This is a genomic window from Streptomyces aurantiaciflavus, from assembly GCF_049808595.1.
In the GTDB taxonomy this organism is placed as follows: Bacteria; Actinomycetota; Actinomycetes; order Streptomycetales; family Streptomycetaceae; genus Streptomyces.
The window spans coordinates 1-18,333 of sequence record NZ_JBNCAQ010000016.1 but is presented as its reverse complement, the minus strand read 5'-3'; the positions used below and the strand labels follow the sequence as shown (position 1 = coordinate 18,333).

General features: G+C 70.3%; 15 protein-coding genes and 1 pseudogene. 12 read left to right on the top strand and 4 right to left on the bottom strand.

Translation table 11 applies throughout. The features are described 5' to 3' along the window. Nucleotides 1-9 precede the first annotated feature (9 nt). The 4 genes and pseudogenes from ACPT94_RS20425 to ACPT94_RS20410 form a co-directional block, all read right to left on the bottom strand. The gene (locus tag ACPT94_RS20425; protein ID WP_360337300.1) at nucleotides 10-756 is read right to left on the bottom strand and encodes a sulfite exporter TauE/SafE family protein; all 747 of its coding nucleotides are present in this window, start codon (nucleotides 754-756) and stop codon (nucleotides 10-12) included. Further along, nucleotides 753-1,049, bottom strand: a pseudogene (locus ACPT94_RS20420) (rhodanese-like domain-containing protein); the annotation flags it as partial. The gene ACPT94_RS20425 and the pseudogene ACPT94_RS20420, both read right to left, overlap by 4 nt. A gap of 320 nt (nucleotides 1,050-1,369) precedes the next feature. Continuing rightward, nucleotides 1,370-2,737, bottom strand: coding sequence for an MBL fold metallo-hydrolase (locus ACPT94_RS20415; RefSeq protein ID WP_425246475.1), 1,368 nt, complete (start codon nucleotides 2,735-2,737; stop codon nucleotides 1,370-1,372). Between the two features lie 386 nt (nucleotides 2,738-3,123). Next, on the bottom strand, nucleotides 3,124-4,152 hold the full coding sequence (locus ACPT94_RS20410) for a LacI family DNA-binding transcriptional regulator (RefSeq protein ID WP_425246539.1): 1,029 nt from the start codon (nucleotides 4,150-4,152) through the stop codon (nucleotides 3,124-3,126). A gap of 214 nt (nucleotides 4,153-4,366) precedes the next feature. On the opposite strand from ACPT94_RS20410, the gene iolC reads away from it, so the two are divergent. The 12 genes from iolC to ACPT94_RS20350 all read left to right on the top strand — a co-directional run. Then, the gene (gene iolC / locus ACPT94_RS20405; RefSeq protein WP_425246474.1) at nucleotides 4,367-5,335 is read left to right on the top strand and encodes a 5-dehydro-2-deoxygluconokinase; all 969 of its coding nucleotides are present in this window, start codon (nucleotides 4,367-4,369) and stop codon (nucleotides 5,333-5,335) included. Further along, a complete protein-coding gene (locus ACPT94_RS20400; protein ID WP_425246473.1) occupies nucleotides 5,322-6,212 on the top strand; it encodes a Cgl0159 family (beta/alpha)8-fold protein in 891 nt (296 codons plus the stop codon). Before iolC ends, ACPT94_RS20400 begins: the two co-directional genes overlap by 14 nt. Beyond that, nucleotides 6,209-7,096, top strand: coding sequence for a 5-deoxy-glucuronate isomerase (iolB, locus tag ACPT94_RS20395; RefSeq protein ID WP_425246472.1), 888 nt, complete (start codon nucleotides 6,209-6,211; stop codon nucleotides 7,094-7,096). The genes ACPT94_RS20400 and iolB overlap by 4 nt, the downstream gene beginning before the upstream one ends. After that, nucleotides 7,096-8,979: a 3D-(3,5/4)-trihydroxycyclohexane-1,2-dione acylhydrolase (decyclizing) gene (gene iolD, locus ACPT94_RS20390; protein ID WP_425246471.1), complete on the top strand. Its 1,884-nt coding sequence runs from the start codon at nucleotides 7,096-7,098 to the stop codon at nucleotides 8,977-8,979. The genes iolB and iolD overlap by 1 nt, the downstream gene beginning before the upstream one ends. A 28-nt stretch (nucleotides 8,980-9,007) precedes the next feature. Continuing rightward, a complete protein-coding gene (locus tag ACPT94_RS20385) occupies nucleotides 9,008-10,510 on the top strand; it encodes a CoA-acylating methylmalonate-semialdehyde dehydrogenase (protein WP_360337312.1) in 1,503 nt (500 codons plus the stop codon). A 71-nt stretch (nucleotides 10,511-10,581) separates the two neighbouring features. Beyond that, nucleotides 10,582-11,532: a TIM barrel protein gene (locus tag ACPT94_RS20380; RefSeq protein ID WP_360337314.1), complete on the top strand. Its 951-nt coding sequence runs from the start codon at nucleotides 10,582-10,584 to the stop codon at nucleotides 11,530-11,532. A gap of 8 nt (nucleotides 11,533-11,540) precedes the next feature. Next, nucleotides 11,541-12,962 carry a sugar porter family MFS transporter gene (locus ACPT94_RS20375; RefSeq protein ID WP_360337316.1) on the top strand — a complete coding sequence of 474 codons (1,422 nt, stop codon included), beginning with the start codon at nucleotides 11,541-11,543 and terminating at the stop codon, nucleotides 12,960-12,962. Nucleotides 12,963-12,985: 23 nt separating this feature from the next. Beyond that, nucleotides 12,986-14,005, top strand: a complete 1,020-nt coding sequence (locus ACPT94_RS20370) for a Gfo/Idh/MocA family protein (RefSeq protein WP_360337318.1) — start codon at nucleotides 12,986-12,988, stop codon at nucleotides 14,003-14,005. After that, a complete protein-coding gene (locus ACPT94_RS20365; protein ID WP_360337320.1) occupies nucleotides 14,002-14,868 on the top strand; it encodes a sugar phosphate isomerase/epimerase family protein in 867 nt (288 codons plus the stop codon). Before ACPT94_RS20370 ends, ACPT94_RS20365 begins: the two co-directional genes overlap by 4 nt. A gap of 581 nt (nucleotides 14,869-15,449) precedes the next feature. After that, complete coding sequence (locus tag ACPT94_RS20360; RefSeq protein WP_360337322.1) at nucleotides 15,450-16,454, top strand: sugar ABC transporter substrate-binding protein; 1,005 nt, start codon at nucleotides 15,450-15,452, stop codon at nucleotides 16,452-16,454. Then, nucleotides 16,454-17,530, top strand: coding sequence for an ABC transporter permease (locus ACPT94_RS20355; RefSeq protein ID WP_425246470.1), 1,077 nt, complete (start codon nucleotides 16,454-16,456; stop codon nucleotides 17,528-17,530). Before ACPT94_RS20360 ends, ACPT94_RS20355 begins: the two co-directional genes overlap by 1 nt. 8 nt (nucleotides 17,531-17,538) lie before the next feature. Then, on the top strand, nucleotides 17,539-18,333 hold a 795-nt coding region (locus tag ACPT94_RS20350; RefSeq protein ID WP_425246469.1), incomplete at its 3' end, for an ATP-binding cassette domain-containing protein.

The window sequence follows — 18,333 nt, the reverse complement described above, 5'->3', positions numbered from 1 at the left end:
CGACGCGCGTCACACCAGCGCGTCGATCAGCATGCACGCGGCCACCGCCAGCAGCACCAGCGCGAAGACGCGCTGCAGCACCTGCCCGGACACCTTCGCGGCCAGGCGTCTGCCGTCCCACGCACCGAGGACCGCCGCACCGGCGAAGGGAGCGATGACCGCCCAGTCCAGGCCCTCGACCGTGCCGGCGCGCAGCGCGAGCGCGGCCAGTGAGTTGACGGTGATGACCAGCAGACTGGTACCCACCGCCGCCCGCATCCGCAGGTCCAGCACGCCCACCAGCGTCGGCACGGCGAGGAAACCGCCGCCGACACCGAGGACACCGGTGACCGCGCCGAGCCCGGCCCCGGCCGCCGCCGCCCCGCCGGTCCGCACGCGCCCGGTGGCATCCGACGTCCGGCGCGGACGCAGCATGCGCACGGCCGCCACCGCCGCCACCACCGCGAAGGCCCCGGTCAGCACGGCCTCCGGCAGCCGCCCGGCGACCGCGCCGCCCAGCATGGCCGGACCGATGCCCGCCGCCGCGAACAGCAGTCCGGTACGCCAGCGGACCTGTCCCGCGCGGGCGTGTCCGGACAGCGCGGTGGCCGACGTGACCACCACGATGACCAGGCTCGCGGTGGTGGCGGCGACCGGGGTGAAGCCGAGCAGATAGATCAGGGCGGGCACCGCCAGGACGCTGCCGCCGCCCCCGAGCGCCCCGAGGGCCAGACCGATGACCGCTCCGCAGGCCAGGGCGAGTATCAGAGCGCTCACGCGACCGTGCCGTCCCGGCCCTGCTGGTCCACCACCGGCAGCCCGGCCCGCAGCCATTGCCGCATGCCGCCGATGACGTCCACGGCGGCGGCGCCCCGGCCGGCCGGCGACTCGGCGGCCCGCCGGGAGCGGTTGCCGGAGCGGCAGACGACGATCAGCGGACGGCCCCGCGCCTCGGCCGGCAGCGGCGCTCCCACCTCCAGGGCGGACAACGGGACGTGGATCGCCCGCGGGGCATGACCCGCGAGCCACTCGTACGGTTCACGGACATCCAGCAGCATCGCCCCGGCAGCGGCGCGACGTCCGTCGGCTTGCGTCCTTCCGGTCTGCGTCTTTCCGGTCTGCGTCTTTCCGGTCTGCGTCTCGTCGGTCTGCGTCTCGTCGGTCTGCGTCTTTCCGGCGTGCGTCTCGTCGGTCTGTGTCTCGGCGGCCTCGTCGTGGCCGGTCCGGTCGTGGGCGGTGTGGTTGTGGGCGGTTCGGTCGTGGCCGGTCCGGTCGTGGCCGGTCCGCTCGGCTGCCTCCCGTACGGTGACCCGGCCGGGGCCACGGTGGAACAGGTCCATCGGCACTCCTCTTTTCCTTCGGACGCCCGACCCGGCGTACCGATGCGCGGTCACACGGTCCGGACGGTGAGTCCGGCCTTCTCGGCGGCGTCGAACGCGTCGTCCACCGCGACGACGTCACGACCCGCCGCGTCCAGCAGGGAGGCCGCGACGGCGGCGCGCATGCCGCCCGCGCAGTGCACCCACACCTCGCCCTCGGGGATCTCACCGAGCCGCCGGTGCAGGGCGTGAACCGGGATGTGGACCGAGCCGTCGACGAAGCCACCGACTCGCTCGGAATCCCGGCGGACATCCAGTACGACGACTCCCTCGCCGGGGTGCCGCGCCGCGAGGTCGGCGAACGTCGCCCGCGGGAAAGCGGCCGGCGTCTCGCCCTCGCGCACCCAGGCCGATGGATCTCCGGTGGCCGCGGCGGCCGGGCGGTCGATGCCGACCCGGACCAGCTCCCGCTGGGCGGCGGCCAGCTGACCGGCGGACTCGGCGAGCAGTGTCACGGGTTTGCCCCACGGGACCAACCAGGCCAGATATGTGGCGAGTTGCCCCTCGGCCTCGAAGTTGAGCGAGCCGGAGACATGCCCGGCGGCGAAGGCCACGCGGTTGCGCAGATCGACCACCCACTCCCCCGCGGCCAGCCTGGCGGCGATCTCCTCCGCGTCCGCCACGGCGGGCGGAGTGAGGTCGACCGGCGCGGGCCCGGCGGCGTTGACCGGTCCCATGTGCGCGTAGTAGGCGGGGATGTCGTCCAGACCGGCCAGCAGGTCGACGACGAAGGTGTTCACATCCCGGGTGAGCGCCTCGTTCGCCGCCCTCTCCCTGCCGATGGTGGTGACGCCTCCGTCGGTCTGGCCGACGGAGCAGAAGCTGCCGAAGCCATGGGTGGGCAGCACCGCCGTGTCGTCGGGGAGTTCGGCGGCCAACCGGTGCGCGGAGGCGTGCTGCGCGCGGGCGAGCTCCTCGGTCAGGCGGGGCTCGACGAGGTCGGGGCGGCCCACTGTGCCGATGAGCAGCGAGCCACCGGTGAACACCGCGACCGATGCCCCGTTCTGCTCCAGCACGTACGCGGTGTGGTGCGGGGTGTGGCCCGGCGTCGCCAGGGCACGCAGGACGAGGCCGGCCGCCGCGTCGACAGCCGTCCTGTCCCCGTCACGCACCGGTATCCGCTCGAAGGACACGTGGGCCCCGGCAGGCACGAGGTAGGCGGCGCCGGTGAGGCGGGCCAGCTCCAGGCCGCCGCTGACGTAGTCGTTGTGGACATGCGTCTCGACGACGTGCGAGATCCGCACGCCCCTTCGGGCCGCCGCCGCGATCACCCGGTCCACGTCACGCGGCGGGTCGACCGCCACGGCCGTCCGCTCACCGCCCGCCAGATAGCTCCGGTTGCCGAGGCCTGGCACCTCGATGGTGTCGACGAAGAACACGTGGGCACTCCATTCCAGCGAAGAATTACCCCCCGGGGTATGCGACTGACCTTAACATGAGTACCCCCAGGGGTATCCCGGAAGGCCGGGAGCACCCCCAGGGGGACATTCAGGCGATACGGCAAAAGGGGCGCGAGCGAGCACAGACGCGGCAGCCGCAGTCGCAGCCGTGAGCAAGTGCACGCGCGAGGTGGCTGCAGACGTGAGTGAGTGCAGGCGTGAGACGGCTACAGACGCGAGCGAGTGCACGCGTGAGACGGCTGCGGACGTGAGTAAGCGCAGGCGGGAGGCGGCTGCAGACGTGAGGTGGCCGAGGCGACCGCAGGCATCAGGCGGCCGCAGGCTTCGCCGGGCCGCTCAGCCCTCGTCAGAGAACAGAACAGGTGTCAGGTCGAGCCCACGCGGCTCGCGGCTCGGATCTGGGGCTCCGGAGCCGGCCCGCTGGTCCCCCTGACGACCAGTTTCGGATCCAGCACGGCCTCGCGCGGTTCCACACCCTCGCCCTCCAGCCGCTCCACGGCGAAGCGCACCGCATGCTCCGCCATGAGGACCGCGTCCTGGCGCACGGTGGTCAGACCGATCGGCATCAGGTGCGACAGATGACTGTCGTCGTACCCGACGACCGACACGTCACGGGGGATGTCGATCCCCGCCCGCGTCAGTGACATCAACAGCCCCCACGCGCACCGGTCGTTGCCCGCGAGGACCGCGGTCGGCAGGGGCGCTCCCCGGTCGCGCTCCGCGAGAAGCAACTCCCCCGTCTCGATACCCGACAGCTCAGTGTGGTCACCCGGAACGACCCGCAGCTCGGACTCCAGACCGTGGCGGCGCATCGCGGCCCGGTAGGCACGCCGCCGCTCGGCCGACCCGGGGCCACGGCCGCCGTCGATGTGCACGATCCGACGGTGCCCCAGCTCGACGAGGTGGTCCATGGCCTGCCGCACGCCCTTGGCCTCGGCCGAGTGCACGAAGTCGACGTGGGCGTGGGGCACTCGGCGACTCACCGACACGGTGACCGTGCGGCGCCCGAGCTCGTCGAGGTAAGCGGCCTCCGCGTCGGACCCGAGCAGGATCACCGCCTCACAACGGTGACCGAGGAGCGCCTCGATCGCCTTGGCCTCCTCGCGGCTGTGCGTCGCCGCGGAGAGCAGGACGTCGTAGCCGAGTCGTTCGGCCTCGGGGTAGATGCCCGCGATGAGGTCCGAGTGGAAGGTCTGGTGCACGGTGAACATCACGCCGAGCGTGCGACTGCGCCCCCGCGCGAGCAGCCGGGCCGCGTTGTCGGGGTGGTAGCCGATCTCGTCGGCGACGCGCAGGACACGTTCGCGGGTCTCCGGACTGGCACCCGGCTTGCCGCGGAAAATGATCGATACGAGCGCCCTGGACACGCCCGCCTTCGCGGCGACGTCCGCCATCGTGGGCCGCTGCTTGGCCGACGCATCCACCTGTGAACCCACCTTTCGACGCGCCCCACCTTATGGCCAGTCGCGAAATCTCCGGGCGACCACGTATTGACATGACATTTGGACAGGGCTCATCGTACTTGCCTAGAGCGCGCTAGTAGAGCGCGACAGAAGAAAACATCCCCCGAGAACTCCCCGGTGTCTCCGGAGCGAAGGGAAACCAGCGATGCCGTTCGAAGTGCTGACCATGGGCCGGGTGGGAGTGGATGTGTATCCGCTCCAGGCGGGCGTGGGGCTGGCTGAGGTCACGTCGTTCGGCAAGTACCTGGGTGGCAGTCCGACGAACGTGGCGGTGGCCGCGGCGCGGTATGGGCGGTCGGCGGCGGTGATCACGAAGACGGGGCGGGATCCGTTCGGCGATTTCGTGCGGTCGGCCCTCGACGGGTACGGGGTCGATGCTCGCTTCGTCGGCACGTCTGACATCGCGCCGACGCCGGTGACGTTCTGTGAGATCTTCCCGCCGGATGACTTCCCGTTGTACTTCTACCGGCTGCCCAAGGCTCCTGACCTGGACATCCGGGCCGGTGAGCTGGATATGGGGGCGGTGGGGGGTGCGCGGGTGTTCTGGGTGACGGGGACGGGTCTGAGTGAGGAGCCGAGCCGTTCGGCGACGCTGGCGGCCCTCGCCCATCGGGCGAAGGCGGGGGTGACGGTGTTCGACCTGGACTGGCGGCCGATGTTCTGGGCCGACCCCGACCAGGCCCGCTCCTGCTACGCCGAGGCGCTGCGTCATACGACGGTGGCGGTCGGCAATGTCGACGAGTGCGAGGTCGCCACCGGGGAGCGTGAGCCGTACGCGGCGGCGAAGGCGCTGCTGGCGGCGGGTGTGGAGTTGGCGGTGGTCAAGCAGGGGCCCAGGGGTGTGCTGGCGATGGGCCGGGACGGTTCGGTGGCCGAGGTCGCCCCGGTGGCGGTGGAGGTGGTCAACGGTCTAGGTGCCGGTGACGCCTTCGGCGGGGCGTTGTGTCACGGGTTGCTGTCGGGGTGGCCAACCTCTCGCGCGGTGGCTTTCGCCAACGCCGCCGGCGCGATCGTCGCGGGCCGGCTGGCCTGCTCGGAGGCGATGCCCACCGAGGCCGAGGTCGAGAACAAACTGCGCGAGGCCGCTGCCACCCGAGTCGATGGAAAGGCGTGATGAGGTGCTGTCGGAGAATGTGAGCCGGATCGTGTCCGTCCGGGTCGGTGATCCCGGCGCGATCGCGGCGGCTGCCGCCCGCCGGGTCAGGGCGGGCTCGCTGCTGGGGGAGCACGGCAAGGCGATGATCATCGCCGCGGATCATCCGGCGCGCGGCGCCAACGGCGTAGGCGGCGACCCCAACGCCATGGCCGACCGTTTCGAGCTGCTGGACCGGCTGTGCATCGCCCTGGAGCGGCCGGGGGTGACGGGGGTGCTGGCGACCGCCGACATCCTGGAGGACCTGCTGCTGCTCGGGGTCCTGGACGGCAAGAGCGTCTTCGGCTCGATGAACCGGGCCGGGCTGGCGGGTTCGGTGTTCGAGATCGACGACCGCTTCACCGGCTACGACGCCGCCACGATCGCCGCGATGGGCTTCGACGGCGGCAAGATGCTCACCCGCATCGCCCTCGACGACCCGGCGACCCCGTCGGTGCTGGAGAACACCGCCCGTGCCGTCGACGAGCTCAACGAGCGTCAGCTCATCGCGATGGTCGAGCCGTTCATCTCCGCCTGGCAGGACGGCAGGATCCGTAACGACCTGTCCACCGATGCCGTGGTCAAGTCGGTCACCATCGCTTCGGGGCTGGGCCGCCGCACGGCCTATACCTGGCTGAAGCTGCCGGTCGTCGAGGGCATGGAGCGGGTTCTGGCCTCCTCCACGCTGCCGGCGCTGCTGCTGGGCGGCGAGGTCACCGACCCGCAGGCGGCGTTCGCGTCCTGGGGCAAGGCGCTCAAGCAGCCCACCGCGCAGGGCCTGGTCGTCGGCCGCTCCCTGCTCTACCCCTCCAACGGTGATGTCGCCGGTGCGGTGGACAAGGCGGTGAGCCTGCTGTGAACAGCAAGTACCACCTGCCGAAGGGAAGTTCGGCCGACGGCTCCTACGACATTGTGGTCACGCCCGAGTCGGCGGGCTGGGGTTATTGCGGGCTCAGGATCCTGACCCTGCAGCCGGGCGGGGCGCACTCCCTGTCCACCGGGGACTCGGAGTTCCTGGTCCTGCCGCTGACCGGCGGCTGCACGGTGGCGGTCGACGGCAAGACCTTCGAACTTGCGGGCCGTGCAGGGGTGTTCGCCTCGGTCACCGACTTCGCCTACCTCCCTCGCGGGGTGGAGGCCGTGATCAGCAGCGCATCCGGTGGGAGGTTCGCGCTGCCCTCCGCCCGTACCGAGCAGGGAGGTCACTCGGCTCGGTACGGGCGCAAGGAGGACGTGCCCGTCGACCTGCGGGGTGCGGGTGCGTGTTCGCGGCAGGTCAACAACTACTGCCTGCCGGGCACTTTCGACGCCGAGCAGCTTTTGGTGTGCGAGGTCCTCACCCCCGGCGGCAACTGGTCCTCCTACCCGCCCCACAAGCACGACGAGGCCCGCACGGATGACGCGGGCAACCCGATCGAGAGCGAACTCGAAGAGATCTACTACTTCGAGGTCTCCGGCGAGACCGGGTTCGGCTACCAGCGGGTGTACGGCACTGAGGACCGGCCGATCGATGTGCTCGCCGAGGTTCGATCCGGGGACACCGTGCTGATCCCGCACGGCTGGCACGGGCCGTCCATCGCCGCACCCGGCTACGACCTGTACTACCTCAACGTCATGGCGGGCCCCGGCCAGGACCGCGCCTGGCTGATCTGCGACGACCCCGCCCACGGCTGGGTCCGCTCGACCTGGGACTCCCAGGACATCGACGACCGGCTGCCGTTCGGCGCCGAGGAGAACGAGTAATGGAAACGATCAGGCTCACCACCGCCCAGGCCCTCGTGCGCTTCCTGGCCGGCCAGTACAGCGAACGCGACGGCCAGGAGCAGCGGCTGATCCCCGGGGTGTGGGGGATCTTCGGGCACGGCAACGTGGCCGGCATCGGGCAGGCACTGCTGCAGGCCGCGATCACGCGTGAGGCCGATCTGCCGTACTACCTGGCCCGCAACGAGCAGGGCATGGTCCACGCCTCGGTCGCCTACGCGAAGATGCGCGACCGGCTGGCCACCTTCGCCTGCACCGCCTCCACCGGCCCCGGCTCCACGAACATGATCACGGGTGCGGCTCTGGCCACCACCAACCGGCTCCCGGTGCTGCTGCTGCCGTCCGACATGTTCGCCATCCGGGTCGCGGACCCGGTGCTGCAGCAGCTGGAGGACACCAGAGGCGGGGACGTCACGGTCAACGACGCCTTCCGCGCCGTGTCGAAGTACTTCGACCGCGTCTCCCGCCCCGAGCAGCTCATCCCGGCCGCGCTGGCCGCGATGCGGGTGCTGACCGACCCCGTCGAGACCGGCGCGGTGACGCTGGCTCTGCCGCAGGATGTGCAGGCCGAGGCCTACGACTGGCCCGTCTCCTTCTTCCGCCGCCGGGTATGGCACGTCGGCCGACCGGTACCGGAACCGGCCGCGATCGAGCGGGCCGCCCGCCTTCTGCGCCAGGCGAAGAAGCCGCTCATCGTCGCGGGCGGCGGTGCGGTGTACTCGGGCGCCGAGACCGCCCTGCGCGCCTTCGCCGAGGGCACGGGGATCCCGGTCGCGGACACCCACGCCGGCAAGGGCACGGTGCCCTGGGACCATCCCTGCTCGGTCGGCGGCATCGGCTCCACCGGCTCCTACGCAGCCAACGAACTGGCGCGCGAGGCGGACGTCGTCCTCGGGATCGGCACGCGCTACTCGGACTTCACCACCGCCAGCCACACCGTCTTCGCCAACCCCGACGTCACCTTCGTCAACCTCAACGTCGCCCGTCTGGACGCCGTCAAACACTCCGCGGAGCCGCTGGTCGCCGACGCCCGCCTCGGCATCCAGGCCCTCGCCGGCGCGCTGGCCGACTGGGAGGTGGAGGAGTCCTACCGTCACCGCACCCGCGAACTCATCGCCCGTACCCGGGAGATCGAGGAGGAGTGCTTCGCCCCCGACCGCAACACCGGCGCCCTGCCCGCCCAGACCCAGATCCTCGGCGCCCTCAACGACGTCCTCGACGAGCGGGCCGTGGTCATCAACGCCGCCGGGTCCATGCCCGGCGACCTGCAACAACTCTGGCGCGCCCGCGACCCGAAGGCCTACCACGTCGAATACGCCTACTCCTGCATGGGTTACGAGGTCGCCGCCGGCGTCGGCACGAAAATGGCCGACCCGACGCGTGAGGTCGTCGTCCTGGTCGGTGACGGCTCCTACCTGATGATGGCCCAGGAGATCGTCACCATGGTCTCCGAAGGCCTCAAGGTCATCATCGTCCTCGTCCAGAACCACGGCTTCGCCTCCATCGGCGCCCTCTCCGAGTCCCTCGGCTCGCAGCGGTTCGGCACCAAGTACCGCTACCGGGACGGCGGTTCAGGCCTCCTCGACGGCGATGTCCTGCCGGTCGACCTGGCGGCCAACGCCTCCTCCCTCGGCGCGGACGTCCTGCACGCGACCTCGGTGGAGGAGTTCCGCACGGCGATGGAGAAGGCCAAGGCCGCCACCCGCACCACCGTCGTCCACGTCGAAACCGACCTCTACGGGCCCAACCCACCCGGCCACGGCTGGTGGGACGTCCCCGTCAGCGAAGTCTCCGCCCTCGACAGCACGCGCTCGGCGTACGAGACCTACGCCGCCCACAAGCAGACCCAGCGCCACTACCTGTAATCCCCGTCCCCGCAAAGGAAACCCGCACGTGACCACCATCCCGCACTGGATCAACGGCACCCCGACCCAGGGCTCCGCCACCGCCACCCAGCCGGTGTTCAACCCCGCCACCGGCGCCGAGCAGGCCCACGTGACCCTCGGCGGCGCCGCAGACGTGGACACCGCGGTCACCGCCGCCGCGAAAGCCTTCGAGACCTGGTCCGAGTCCTCCCTCAGCCGGCGCACCCAGGTCATGTTCGCCTTCCGCCAGCTGCTCGTGGAGCACGAGGAGGAACTCGCCCGGATCATCTCCGCCGAACACGGCAAGACCGTCGACGACGCCCGCGGCGAAATCACCCGCGGCCGCGAAGTCGTCGAGTTCGCCTGCGGTTTGGGCGACGTGCTCAAGGGCTCCTTCTCCGACCAGGTCTCCCGCGGCGTCGACGTGCACAACTTCCGCCAGCCCCTCGGCGTCGTCGCCGGCATCACCCCCTTCAACTTCCCCGCGATGGTGCCGCTGTGGATGCACCCCATCGCCATCGCCACCGGCAACACCTTCATCCTCAAGCCGTCCGAGCGCGACCCCTCCGCCGCGAATGTCGTCGCCGGTCTCTACCAGCAGGCAGGGCTCCCCGACGGCGTCTTCAACGTCATCCACGGCGGCAAGGACGCGGTCGACGCGATCCTCACCCACCCCGGCATCGAAGCCGTCTCCTTCGTCGGCTCCACCCCCATCGCCAAGTACGTCCACGAGACGGCCACCGCGCACGGCAAACGCGTCCAGGCCCTCGGCGGCGCCAAGAACCACGCCGTCGTCCTCCCCGACGCCGACCTCGAACACGCCGCCAACCACATCACCGCCGGCGCCTACGGCTCCGCAGGCGAACGCTGCATGGCCGTCTCCGTCGCCGTCGCGGTCGGCGACGCGGCGGACGGGCTCGTGACCGTCCTGGAGCGCAAGGCCCGCGAGGTCAAGGTCGGCCCCGGCACCGCCCCCGGCACCGACATGGGCCCCCTGATCACCAAGGCCGCCCAGGAGCGCGTGGAGAACGCCGTCGGCACAGCGGCCTCCCAGGGCGCCACCATCGTCGTCGACGGCCGCGGCCTCAAGCTCGACGACCCCGCCCACGCCGAAGGCTTCTTCACCGGCCCCTCCCTCCTCGACCACGTCACCCCCCACATGGACGCCTACAAGGAAGAACTCTTCGGCCCCGTCCTCGCCGTCGTCCGGGTCGACACCCTCGACGAAGCCATCGACGTGATCAACGCCAACCCCTACGGCAACGGCACCGCCCTGTTCACCGCCTCCGGCGAAGCCGCCCGCCGGTTCCAGCGCCACATCAACGTCGGCATGATCGGCATCAACGTCCCCGTCCCGGTCCCGATGTCCTACTACTCCTTCGGCGGCTGGAAGGACTCCCTCATCGGCGACTCCCCCATCCACGGCCCCGAAGGCATCCGCTTCTACACCCGCCCCAAGGTCGTCACCACCCGCTGGCCCCAACCCACCCACCAGCACACCGCCGGCTTCAACTTCCCCACCTCCAGCTGAAGACCCCGCCCCCTTCCTCTGCCCTCTCCCCCCTCCCCTCTCCCCTCTCCCCTCTCCCCGAAGGACACACCATGGCAACGGCGCCATCCTCCCTCCGCACCACCGTAGGCAACCTGTGCCTGGGCTCCGCCCCCGACTCCTGGGGTGTCTGGTTCCCCGAGGACGAGCACCAGGTGTCGTACACCCGCTTCCTCGACGAGCTGGCCGAGGCCGGTTACCAGTGGCTGGAGCTCGGGCCGTACGGCTACCTCCCCACCGACCCCCGGCGGCTGAAGGAGGAGCTCGACGCCCGCGGCCTGCGGGTGTCCGGCGGTACCGCGTTCGGCGCGCTGCACCGGCCGGAGGCCTGGGACGAGATGCTCGCGCACGTGCGGCAGGTCGCCGAGCTGACCGCCGCCGCGGGCGCCCACCACCTGGTGCTCATCCCGCCGATGTACCGGGACGAGAAGACGGGCGCGTTCACCGAGTCGCCGGAGCTGACCGCCGAGCAGTGGGCGGGCTTCGGCAAGGCCTCCGACCGGCTCGGGAAGCTGCTCCTCGACGAGTACGACGTGCGGCTCGTGATCCACCCGCACGCCGACAGCCACATCCAGACCCAGCCGGAGATCGAGCGGCTGCTGAACGAGTCGGACTCCCGCTACACGAACCTGTGCCTGGACACCGGGCACGTGGCCTACGGCGGCGGCGACAACCTCGACCTGATCCGCCGCTTCGGCGAGCGCGTGGGTTATGTCCACATCAAGCAGATGGACCCGGAGATCCTGGCCCAGGTCGCCGCCGAGGACCTCTCCTTCGGCGAGGCCGTCAAGCGCGGGGTGTGCGTGTCGCCGCCCGCGGGTGTCCCGAACCCGGCCGACGTGGTGGCCGAACTCGCCCTGCTGGACGCCGAGTTGTTCGTGATCGTCGAGCAGGACCTGTACCCGTGCGCTCCCGAGGTGCCGCTGCCGATCGCCGTACGCACCCGTGAGCACCTGGCCGGCTGCGGGCTGACGGGTACCCGACGCCCGACTCTCGGCCGTTAGGAGGCGCCATGGCAGTCAGGGACGACACGACACCCGCCCGCACGGTGAGCGACGACACGCCTGCGCCGGTCTCCCGGCGGCTGCGGCTCATCACCGTCATCGCCACCTTCGGCGGGCTCCTCTTCGGCTACGACACCGGCGTCATCAACGGCGCCCTGCCCTACATGACCGACGATCTCGGTCTGACCCCGTTCACCGAGGGCATGGTGACCAGCTCGCTGCTGCTGGGCGCGGCCCTGGGCGCGGTCACCGGTGGCAGGTTGTCGGACGCGCGGGGACGGCGTCGTACGATCCTCGTCCTCGCCGTGGTGTTCTTCGTCGGCGCGCTCGGCTGCACGCTCGCGCCGAACACCGCCGTCATGGTCGTCGCCCGTTTCGTGCTCGGCCTGGCGGTGGGCGGTGCGTCGGTGACGGTGCCGGTCTACCTCGCGGAGGTCTCCCCCGCCGAGCGGCGCGGCGCGCTCGTCACCCGCAACGAACTCATGATCGTCAGCGGCCAGTTGCTGGCCTTCACGTCCAACGCGATCATCGCCCGGGTCGGCGGCGAGTCCGGCGGCGTGTGGCGCTGGATGCTCGTGCTCGCCACCCTGCCCGCCGTGGTGCTCTGGTTCGGCATGCTGGTGATGCCGGAGAGTCCGCGGTGGCTGGCGTCGAAGACCCGCTTCGCTGAGGCCCTGGAGGTGCTGAGGCAGGTCCGCTCCCGGCAGCGGGCCGAGGCGGAGCTGGCGGAGGTGACCGCGCTCGCCGTCAAGGAGGAGCGGGAGAGGCTCGGCGGCTGGCAGGACATGAAGGCCACCCCGTGGGTCCGCAAGCTGATGCTGGTCGGCTTCGGTATCGCGATCGTGCAGCAGATCACCGGCGTCAACACGATCATGTACTACGGCACCCAGATCCTGACCGACGCGGGTTTCGCCGCAGACAGCGCCCTGACCGCGAACATCGCCAACGGCGTCATCTCGGTGCTCGCCACCTTCGTCGGCATCTGGCTGCTCGGCCGTGTCGACCGCCGTCCGATGCTGATGACAGGTCAGCTCGGCACGACGACGGCCCTGTTGCTCATCGGCGTGTTCTCCCTGGCCCTTCCCTCCGGTGACGGCCGCGCCTACGCCGTGCTCGCCATGACGGTCACCTTCCTCGCCTTCCAGCAGGGCGCGATCTCCCCGGTGACCTGGCTGATGCTCTCGGAGATCTTCCCGATGCGGATGCGCGGTTTCGGCATGGGGGTGGCGGCCGTGGTGCTGTGGCTGACCAACTTCCTGATCGGCCTGGTCTTCCCCTCCCTGGTCTCCGGGATCGGGATCTCCAGCACCTTCTTCCTCTTCGTGGTGGCGGGCGTCGTCTCGCTCGCCTTCGTCAAGCGCTACGTCCCCGAAACCAGGGGCCGCTCCCTCGAAACCCTCGAGGCCGAACTCCGCGCCCGTTTCTCCTGATCGCCCTTCCTCAAGGAACAGACATGACTGTACGTGTAGGTGTCATCGGCGCCGGAATGATCGGCCAGGACCACATACGACGACTCACCGACGTCGTCACGGGGGCCCGGGTCACCGCCGTGACCGACATCGACCGGGCCCGCGCCGTCGAGGTCGCGGCCCGTGTCGGCGCCACCGTCTTCCCGACCGGCGCCGACCTGATCGCCTCCGCCGACGTGGACGCCGTGCTCGTCACCTCCTGGGGCCCCACTCATGCCGAGCACGTCCTGGACGCCGTCGCGGCCGGCAAGCCGGTGTTCTGCGAGAAGCCCCTCGCCACCACCGCCGAGGACTGTCTGCGCGTCGTGGAGGCCGAACGCGCCCACGGCCGCCGTCTGGTCCAGGTCGGCTTCATGCGCCGCTTCGACGCCGGCTACCGCCAGATGAAGGACGTCATCGCCTCCGGCTCCCTCGGCGCTCCGCTGATCGTGCACTGCGCGCACCGCAACCCGACCGTCCCGGAGTCGTACACCTCCGCCATGGCCGCGCAGGACACGGCCGTGCACGAGATCGACGTCCTGCGCTGGCTGCTCGACGACGAGATCGTCTCCGCCCAGGTGATCACCCCGCGCGCCACCAGCAAGCGGTTCGACCATCTCAAGGACCCACAGCTGATGTACTTCGAGACCGCGAACGGGGTCCGTGTCGACCTCGAGGTCTTCGTCAACTGCCAGTACGGCTACGACATCCAGTGCGAGACCGTCGGCGAGGAGGGCCTGGTCCGGCTGCCCGACCCGGCCGCCGTCGCCGTCCGCACGGCCGGACAGCACGGCACCGCCGTCCTGCAGGACTGGAAGGGCCGCTTCGCCGACGCCTTCGACACCGAGTTCCGCGAGTGGATCGCCTCCGTCGAGGCCGGCACCGAGCCCACCGGTCCGTCCGCCTGGGACGGCTACGCCGCCACCGTCATCACCGACGCCGCCGTCCGCTCCCTGGACGCGGGCGGCACCGTCGTCACCGTCGACATGAAGCCCCGGCCCGCTCTCTACGGAGGCACCGCGTGAAAATCGCCCTCGACCCGTACATGTTCCGCGCCCTGCCGATCGACGACATGGTGCGCACGGTCGCCGAACTCGGCTACGAGTACATCGAGTTGTCACCCCGCGACGACTTCATGCCGTTCTTCCTGCACCCGCGCGCCGACGACGAGCGGATCGCGCGGCTGAAGCAGTCCCTGCGCGCCCACGGCGTCCAGCTGTCCTCCGTGCTGCCGTTGTACAAGTGGTCCTCGCCCGACGAGACCGAACGGCAGGCCGCGGTCCGCTACTGGAAGCGGATGATCGAGATCACCGCCGATCTCGAATGCCCGCTGATGAACTCGGAGTTCAACGGCCGGCCCGAGCGCGCCGCCGAGAGCGAGGCCGCCTTCTGGCGGTCCATGGAGGAGCTGCTGCCGCTGTTCGAGCGGGAGGGCATCGCCCTCAACCTGGAGGCGCACCCCGACGACTTCTGCGAGGAGAACACCCCGGCGGTCGATCTCGTCCGCGCGGTCAACAAGCCCTGGGTGAACTACCTCTACTGCGCGCCGCACTCCTTCCACCTCTCGGGAGCGGATCCGACGGCGGACATCGCGGCGATGATGCGCTACGCCGGCGACAAGCTCCAGCACGTGCACATCGCCGACTCCTTCAACCACAAGGGCTCCTCCGGGCTGCGCTACATCCTCAACCCGCCCGGGACCACCGCCCGTATCCACCAGCATCTCGACATCGGCCAGGGCGAGGTCGACTGGGACGCCTTCTTCGGCACGCTCCGCGAGCTGGGCTTCGACGGTGTCGCCACGGCCTGCGTCTTCGCCTGGGAGGAACGCGCCCGGGAGTCCTCCGCGTTCATGCTCGACCGCATCACCAAGGAACTGGTCGTCTGACCGAGACCTGCGGGTCTCCACAGCCGCTCTCAGCGCGACGCCCGCCGCCACGGTGCGGCCGGCGGGCGCGCGTTCCCGGCCTCCCCGGACAGGGCCGCACCGGCGTCCCTCGGCCTCCGAGGGCGTAGCGGTGCTCACCGCCGCAGAGGGCCCGTACGGCTCCGTGCGGGGGCGCTACGACACGCCGCTCGCGCGGCCCGGGCAACAACCTGGGAACTATGTCGGTACGTCCTGACAAGGTTATTGACATCACCGGTGGCCGGATCCATAGTACGAGCCACTAGAGCGCGCTAATGACGCGCTCTAGTGAGGTAACCAGGTGGTCCGCACCAAGACCGCCGAGCACGGCACTCCACCACCGCACAGGGCGCTCGCGCTTCCGCTCGCCGGCCCTGGACCAAGAGAACATCCTGGTCACGGTCACGGACCCTCCGGCTCAGGTTCCTTCGCGGGACCGTCCCGCACCATCAGCCCGCGTCCGCCACACGTCCGGCCGCACAGACCGGCCCACCCACCCCCCGAAGCCGTTCCACACCATCCGGCACAAGCCATCCTGACCAGCACAGTGAGGTGCGAGGGACATGCACAGACACCACCGAGCCGCCACCCTGGCCGCCGTCGTTCTCAGCGGCGCGCTGCTCGCCACCGGCTGCTCCAGCAGCTCCGGCGGGAAGAAGTCCGAGGAGGGCGGGGCTGCCGCCTCCGCGGGCAAGGCCACCACTCCCCGCATGACCGTGGCCATGGTGACCCACGCCTCCCCCGGCGACACCTTCTGGGACCTGATCCGCAAGGGCGCCGAGGCCGCCGCCGCGAAGGACAACATCAAGCTCGTCTACTCCAGTGACCCCAGCGCCGGAAACCAGGCCAACCTCGTGCAGAACGCCATCGACCAGAAGGTCGACGGCATCGCGCTCACCGCCGCCAAGCCGGACGCCATGAAGGACGTGGTCGCCAAGGCCACGGCGGCCGGTATCCCGGTCGTCGGCTTCAACTCCGGCGTCGACGACTGGAAGGAGCTCGGCATGCTCGAGTACTTCGGCCAGGACGAGAACATCGCGGGCCAGGCCTTCGGCGAGCGGCTCAACCAGCTCGGCGCCAAGCACGCCCTGTGTGTGATCCAGGAGCAGGGGCAGGTGGCCCTGGAAGCCCGCTGCGCCGGCCTCAAGAAGGGCTTCAGCGGCAAGACCGACATCCTCTACGTCAACGGCACCGACATGCCGTCGGTGAAGTCGACGATCACCGCCAAGCTCAAGCAGGACTCCTCCATCGACCAGGTGGTCACGCTCGGCGCCCCCATCGCGCTCACCGCCGTGCAGTCGCTGTCCGACGCGGGCTCCAAGGCCAAGGTCGCGACCTTCGACCTGAACAAGGACCTGGTCAAGGCCGTCCAGGACGGCACGGTCGAGTTCGCCGTGGACCAGCAGCCCTACCTCCAGGGCTACCTCGCCGTCGACTCCCTCTGGCTCTACAAGACCAACGGCAACTTCAGCGGCGGCGGCACCGCGCCCGTCCTGACCGGCCCGGCCTTCATCACCAAGGACAACGCCGACAGCGTCGCCGAGTTCGCCGCGAAGGGCACCCGGTGATGAGCATGACCCAGCACGCCGAGCCGGCGGTGACCACACCGCCGGCCTCCGGCCCGAAGGCAACCGACGGCCGGACCGCACAGCGTCCCCTGGCGCTCAGGCTCCTCGCCCGTCCCGAGGTGGGCGTCTTCCTCGGTGCCGTCGCGGTGTTCGTGTTCTTCCTCGTCGCGGCGCCTCCGGTGCGCGACGGCAGCTCGATGGCCAACGTCCTCTACCAGTCGTCGACGATCGGGATCATGGCGCTGCCCGTGGCCCTGCTGATGATCGGCGGCGAGTTCGACCTCTCCGCCGGTGTCGCGGTCGTCGCCTCGGCGCTCACCGCGAGCATGCTGACCTACCAGCTGACGCTGAACGTCTGGGCGGGCGTGTTCGTCGCACTCCTGGTGTCGCTGGCCGTCGGCTTCTTCAACGGCTGGATGCTGGTCAGGACCGGCCTGCCCAGCTTCCTCGTCACCCTCGGCACGTTCCTGATCCTGCAGGGTGTGAACCTGGCGGTGACCAAGCTGGTCACCGGCAACGTCGCCACCGACGACATCAGCGACATGGACGGCTTCGACCAGGCCAAGGCCGTCTTCGCCTCGACGTTCGAGATCGGCGGCGTCAACGTGAAGATCACCGTCGTGTGGTGGCTGGTCTTCGCGGCGCTGGCCACCTGGGTGCTGCTGCGCACCAAGTACGGCAACTGGATCTTCGCCGTCGGCGGCAACAAGGAGTCCGCGCGGGCCGTCGGCGTCCCGGTCACCTTCACCAAGATCTCCCTGTTCATGCTGGTCGGCTTCGGCGCCTGGTTCGTCGGCATGCACCAGCTGTTCTCCTTCAACACCGTGCAGTCCGGCGAGGGCGTCGGGCAGGAGCTGATCTACATCGCCGCGGCCGTCATCGGCGGCTGCCTGCTCACCGGCGGCTACGGCTCCGCCATCGGCCCGGTCTTCGGCGCCTTCATGTTCGGCATGGTCCAGCAGGGCATCGTCTACGCCGGCTGGAACCCCGACTGGTTCAAGGCCTTCCTCGGCGTGATGCTCCTCGGCGCCGTCCTCATCAATCTGTGGGTCCAGCGCACGGCGACCCGGAGGTGACCACCCCCATGACGACCGACAACACCGGCACCCACGGCGCCATCCTCGCGGACACGCCCCCCGCGGACGGCGACCGCCCGCTCGTCGAACTGCGCAACGCGGGCAAGTCCTACGGCAACATCCGCGCTCTGCACGGCGTGAGCCTCGAAGTCCACCCCGGCAAGGTCACCTGCGTCCTCGGCGACAACGGCGCCGGCAAGTCCACCCTCATCAAAATCATCTCGGGCCTGCACCAGCACACCGAGGGCGAGTTCCGCGTCGACGGCGAACCGGTGCGCTTCTCCACCCCGCGTGAAGCCCTGGACCGCGGTATCGCCACCGTCTACCAGGACCTGGCGACCGTCCCCCTGATGCCGGTGTGGCGCAACTTCTTCCTCGGCTCCGAGATCACCAAGGGACCCTGGCCCGTCCGCCGTCTCGACATCGACACGATGAAGAAGACCGCCGACGAGGAACTGCGCAACATGGGCATCGTCCTCGACGACCTCGAGCAGCCCATCGGCACCCTCTCCGGCGGCCAGCGCCAGTGCGTCGCCATCGCCCGCGCCGTCCACTTCGGCGCCCGCGTCCTCATCCTCGACGAGCCCACCGCCGCCCTCGGCGTCAAACAGTCCGGCGTGGTCCTGAAGTACATCGCCGCCGCCCGCGACCGCGGCCTCGGCGTCATCTTCATCACCCACAACCCCCACCACGCCTACATGGTCGGCGACCACTTCAGCGTCCTGCGCCTGGGCACCATGGAACTCTCCGCCGACCGCAGCCAGGTCAGCCTCGAAGAACTCACCAACCACATGGCCGGCGGC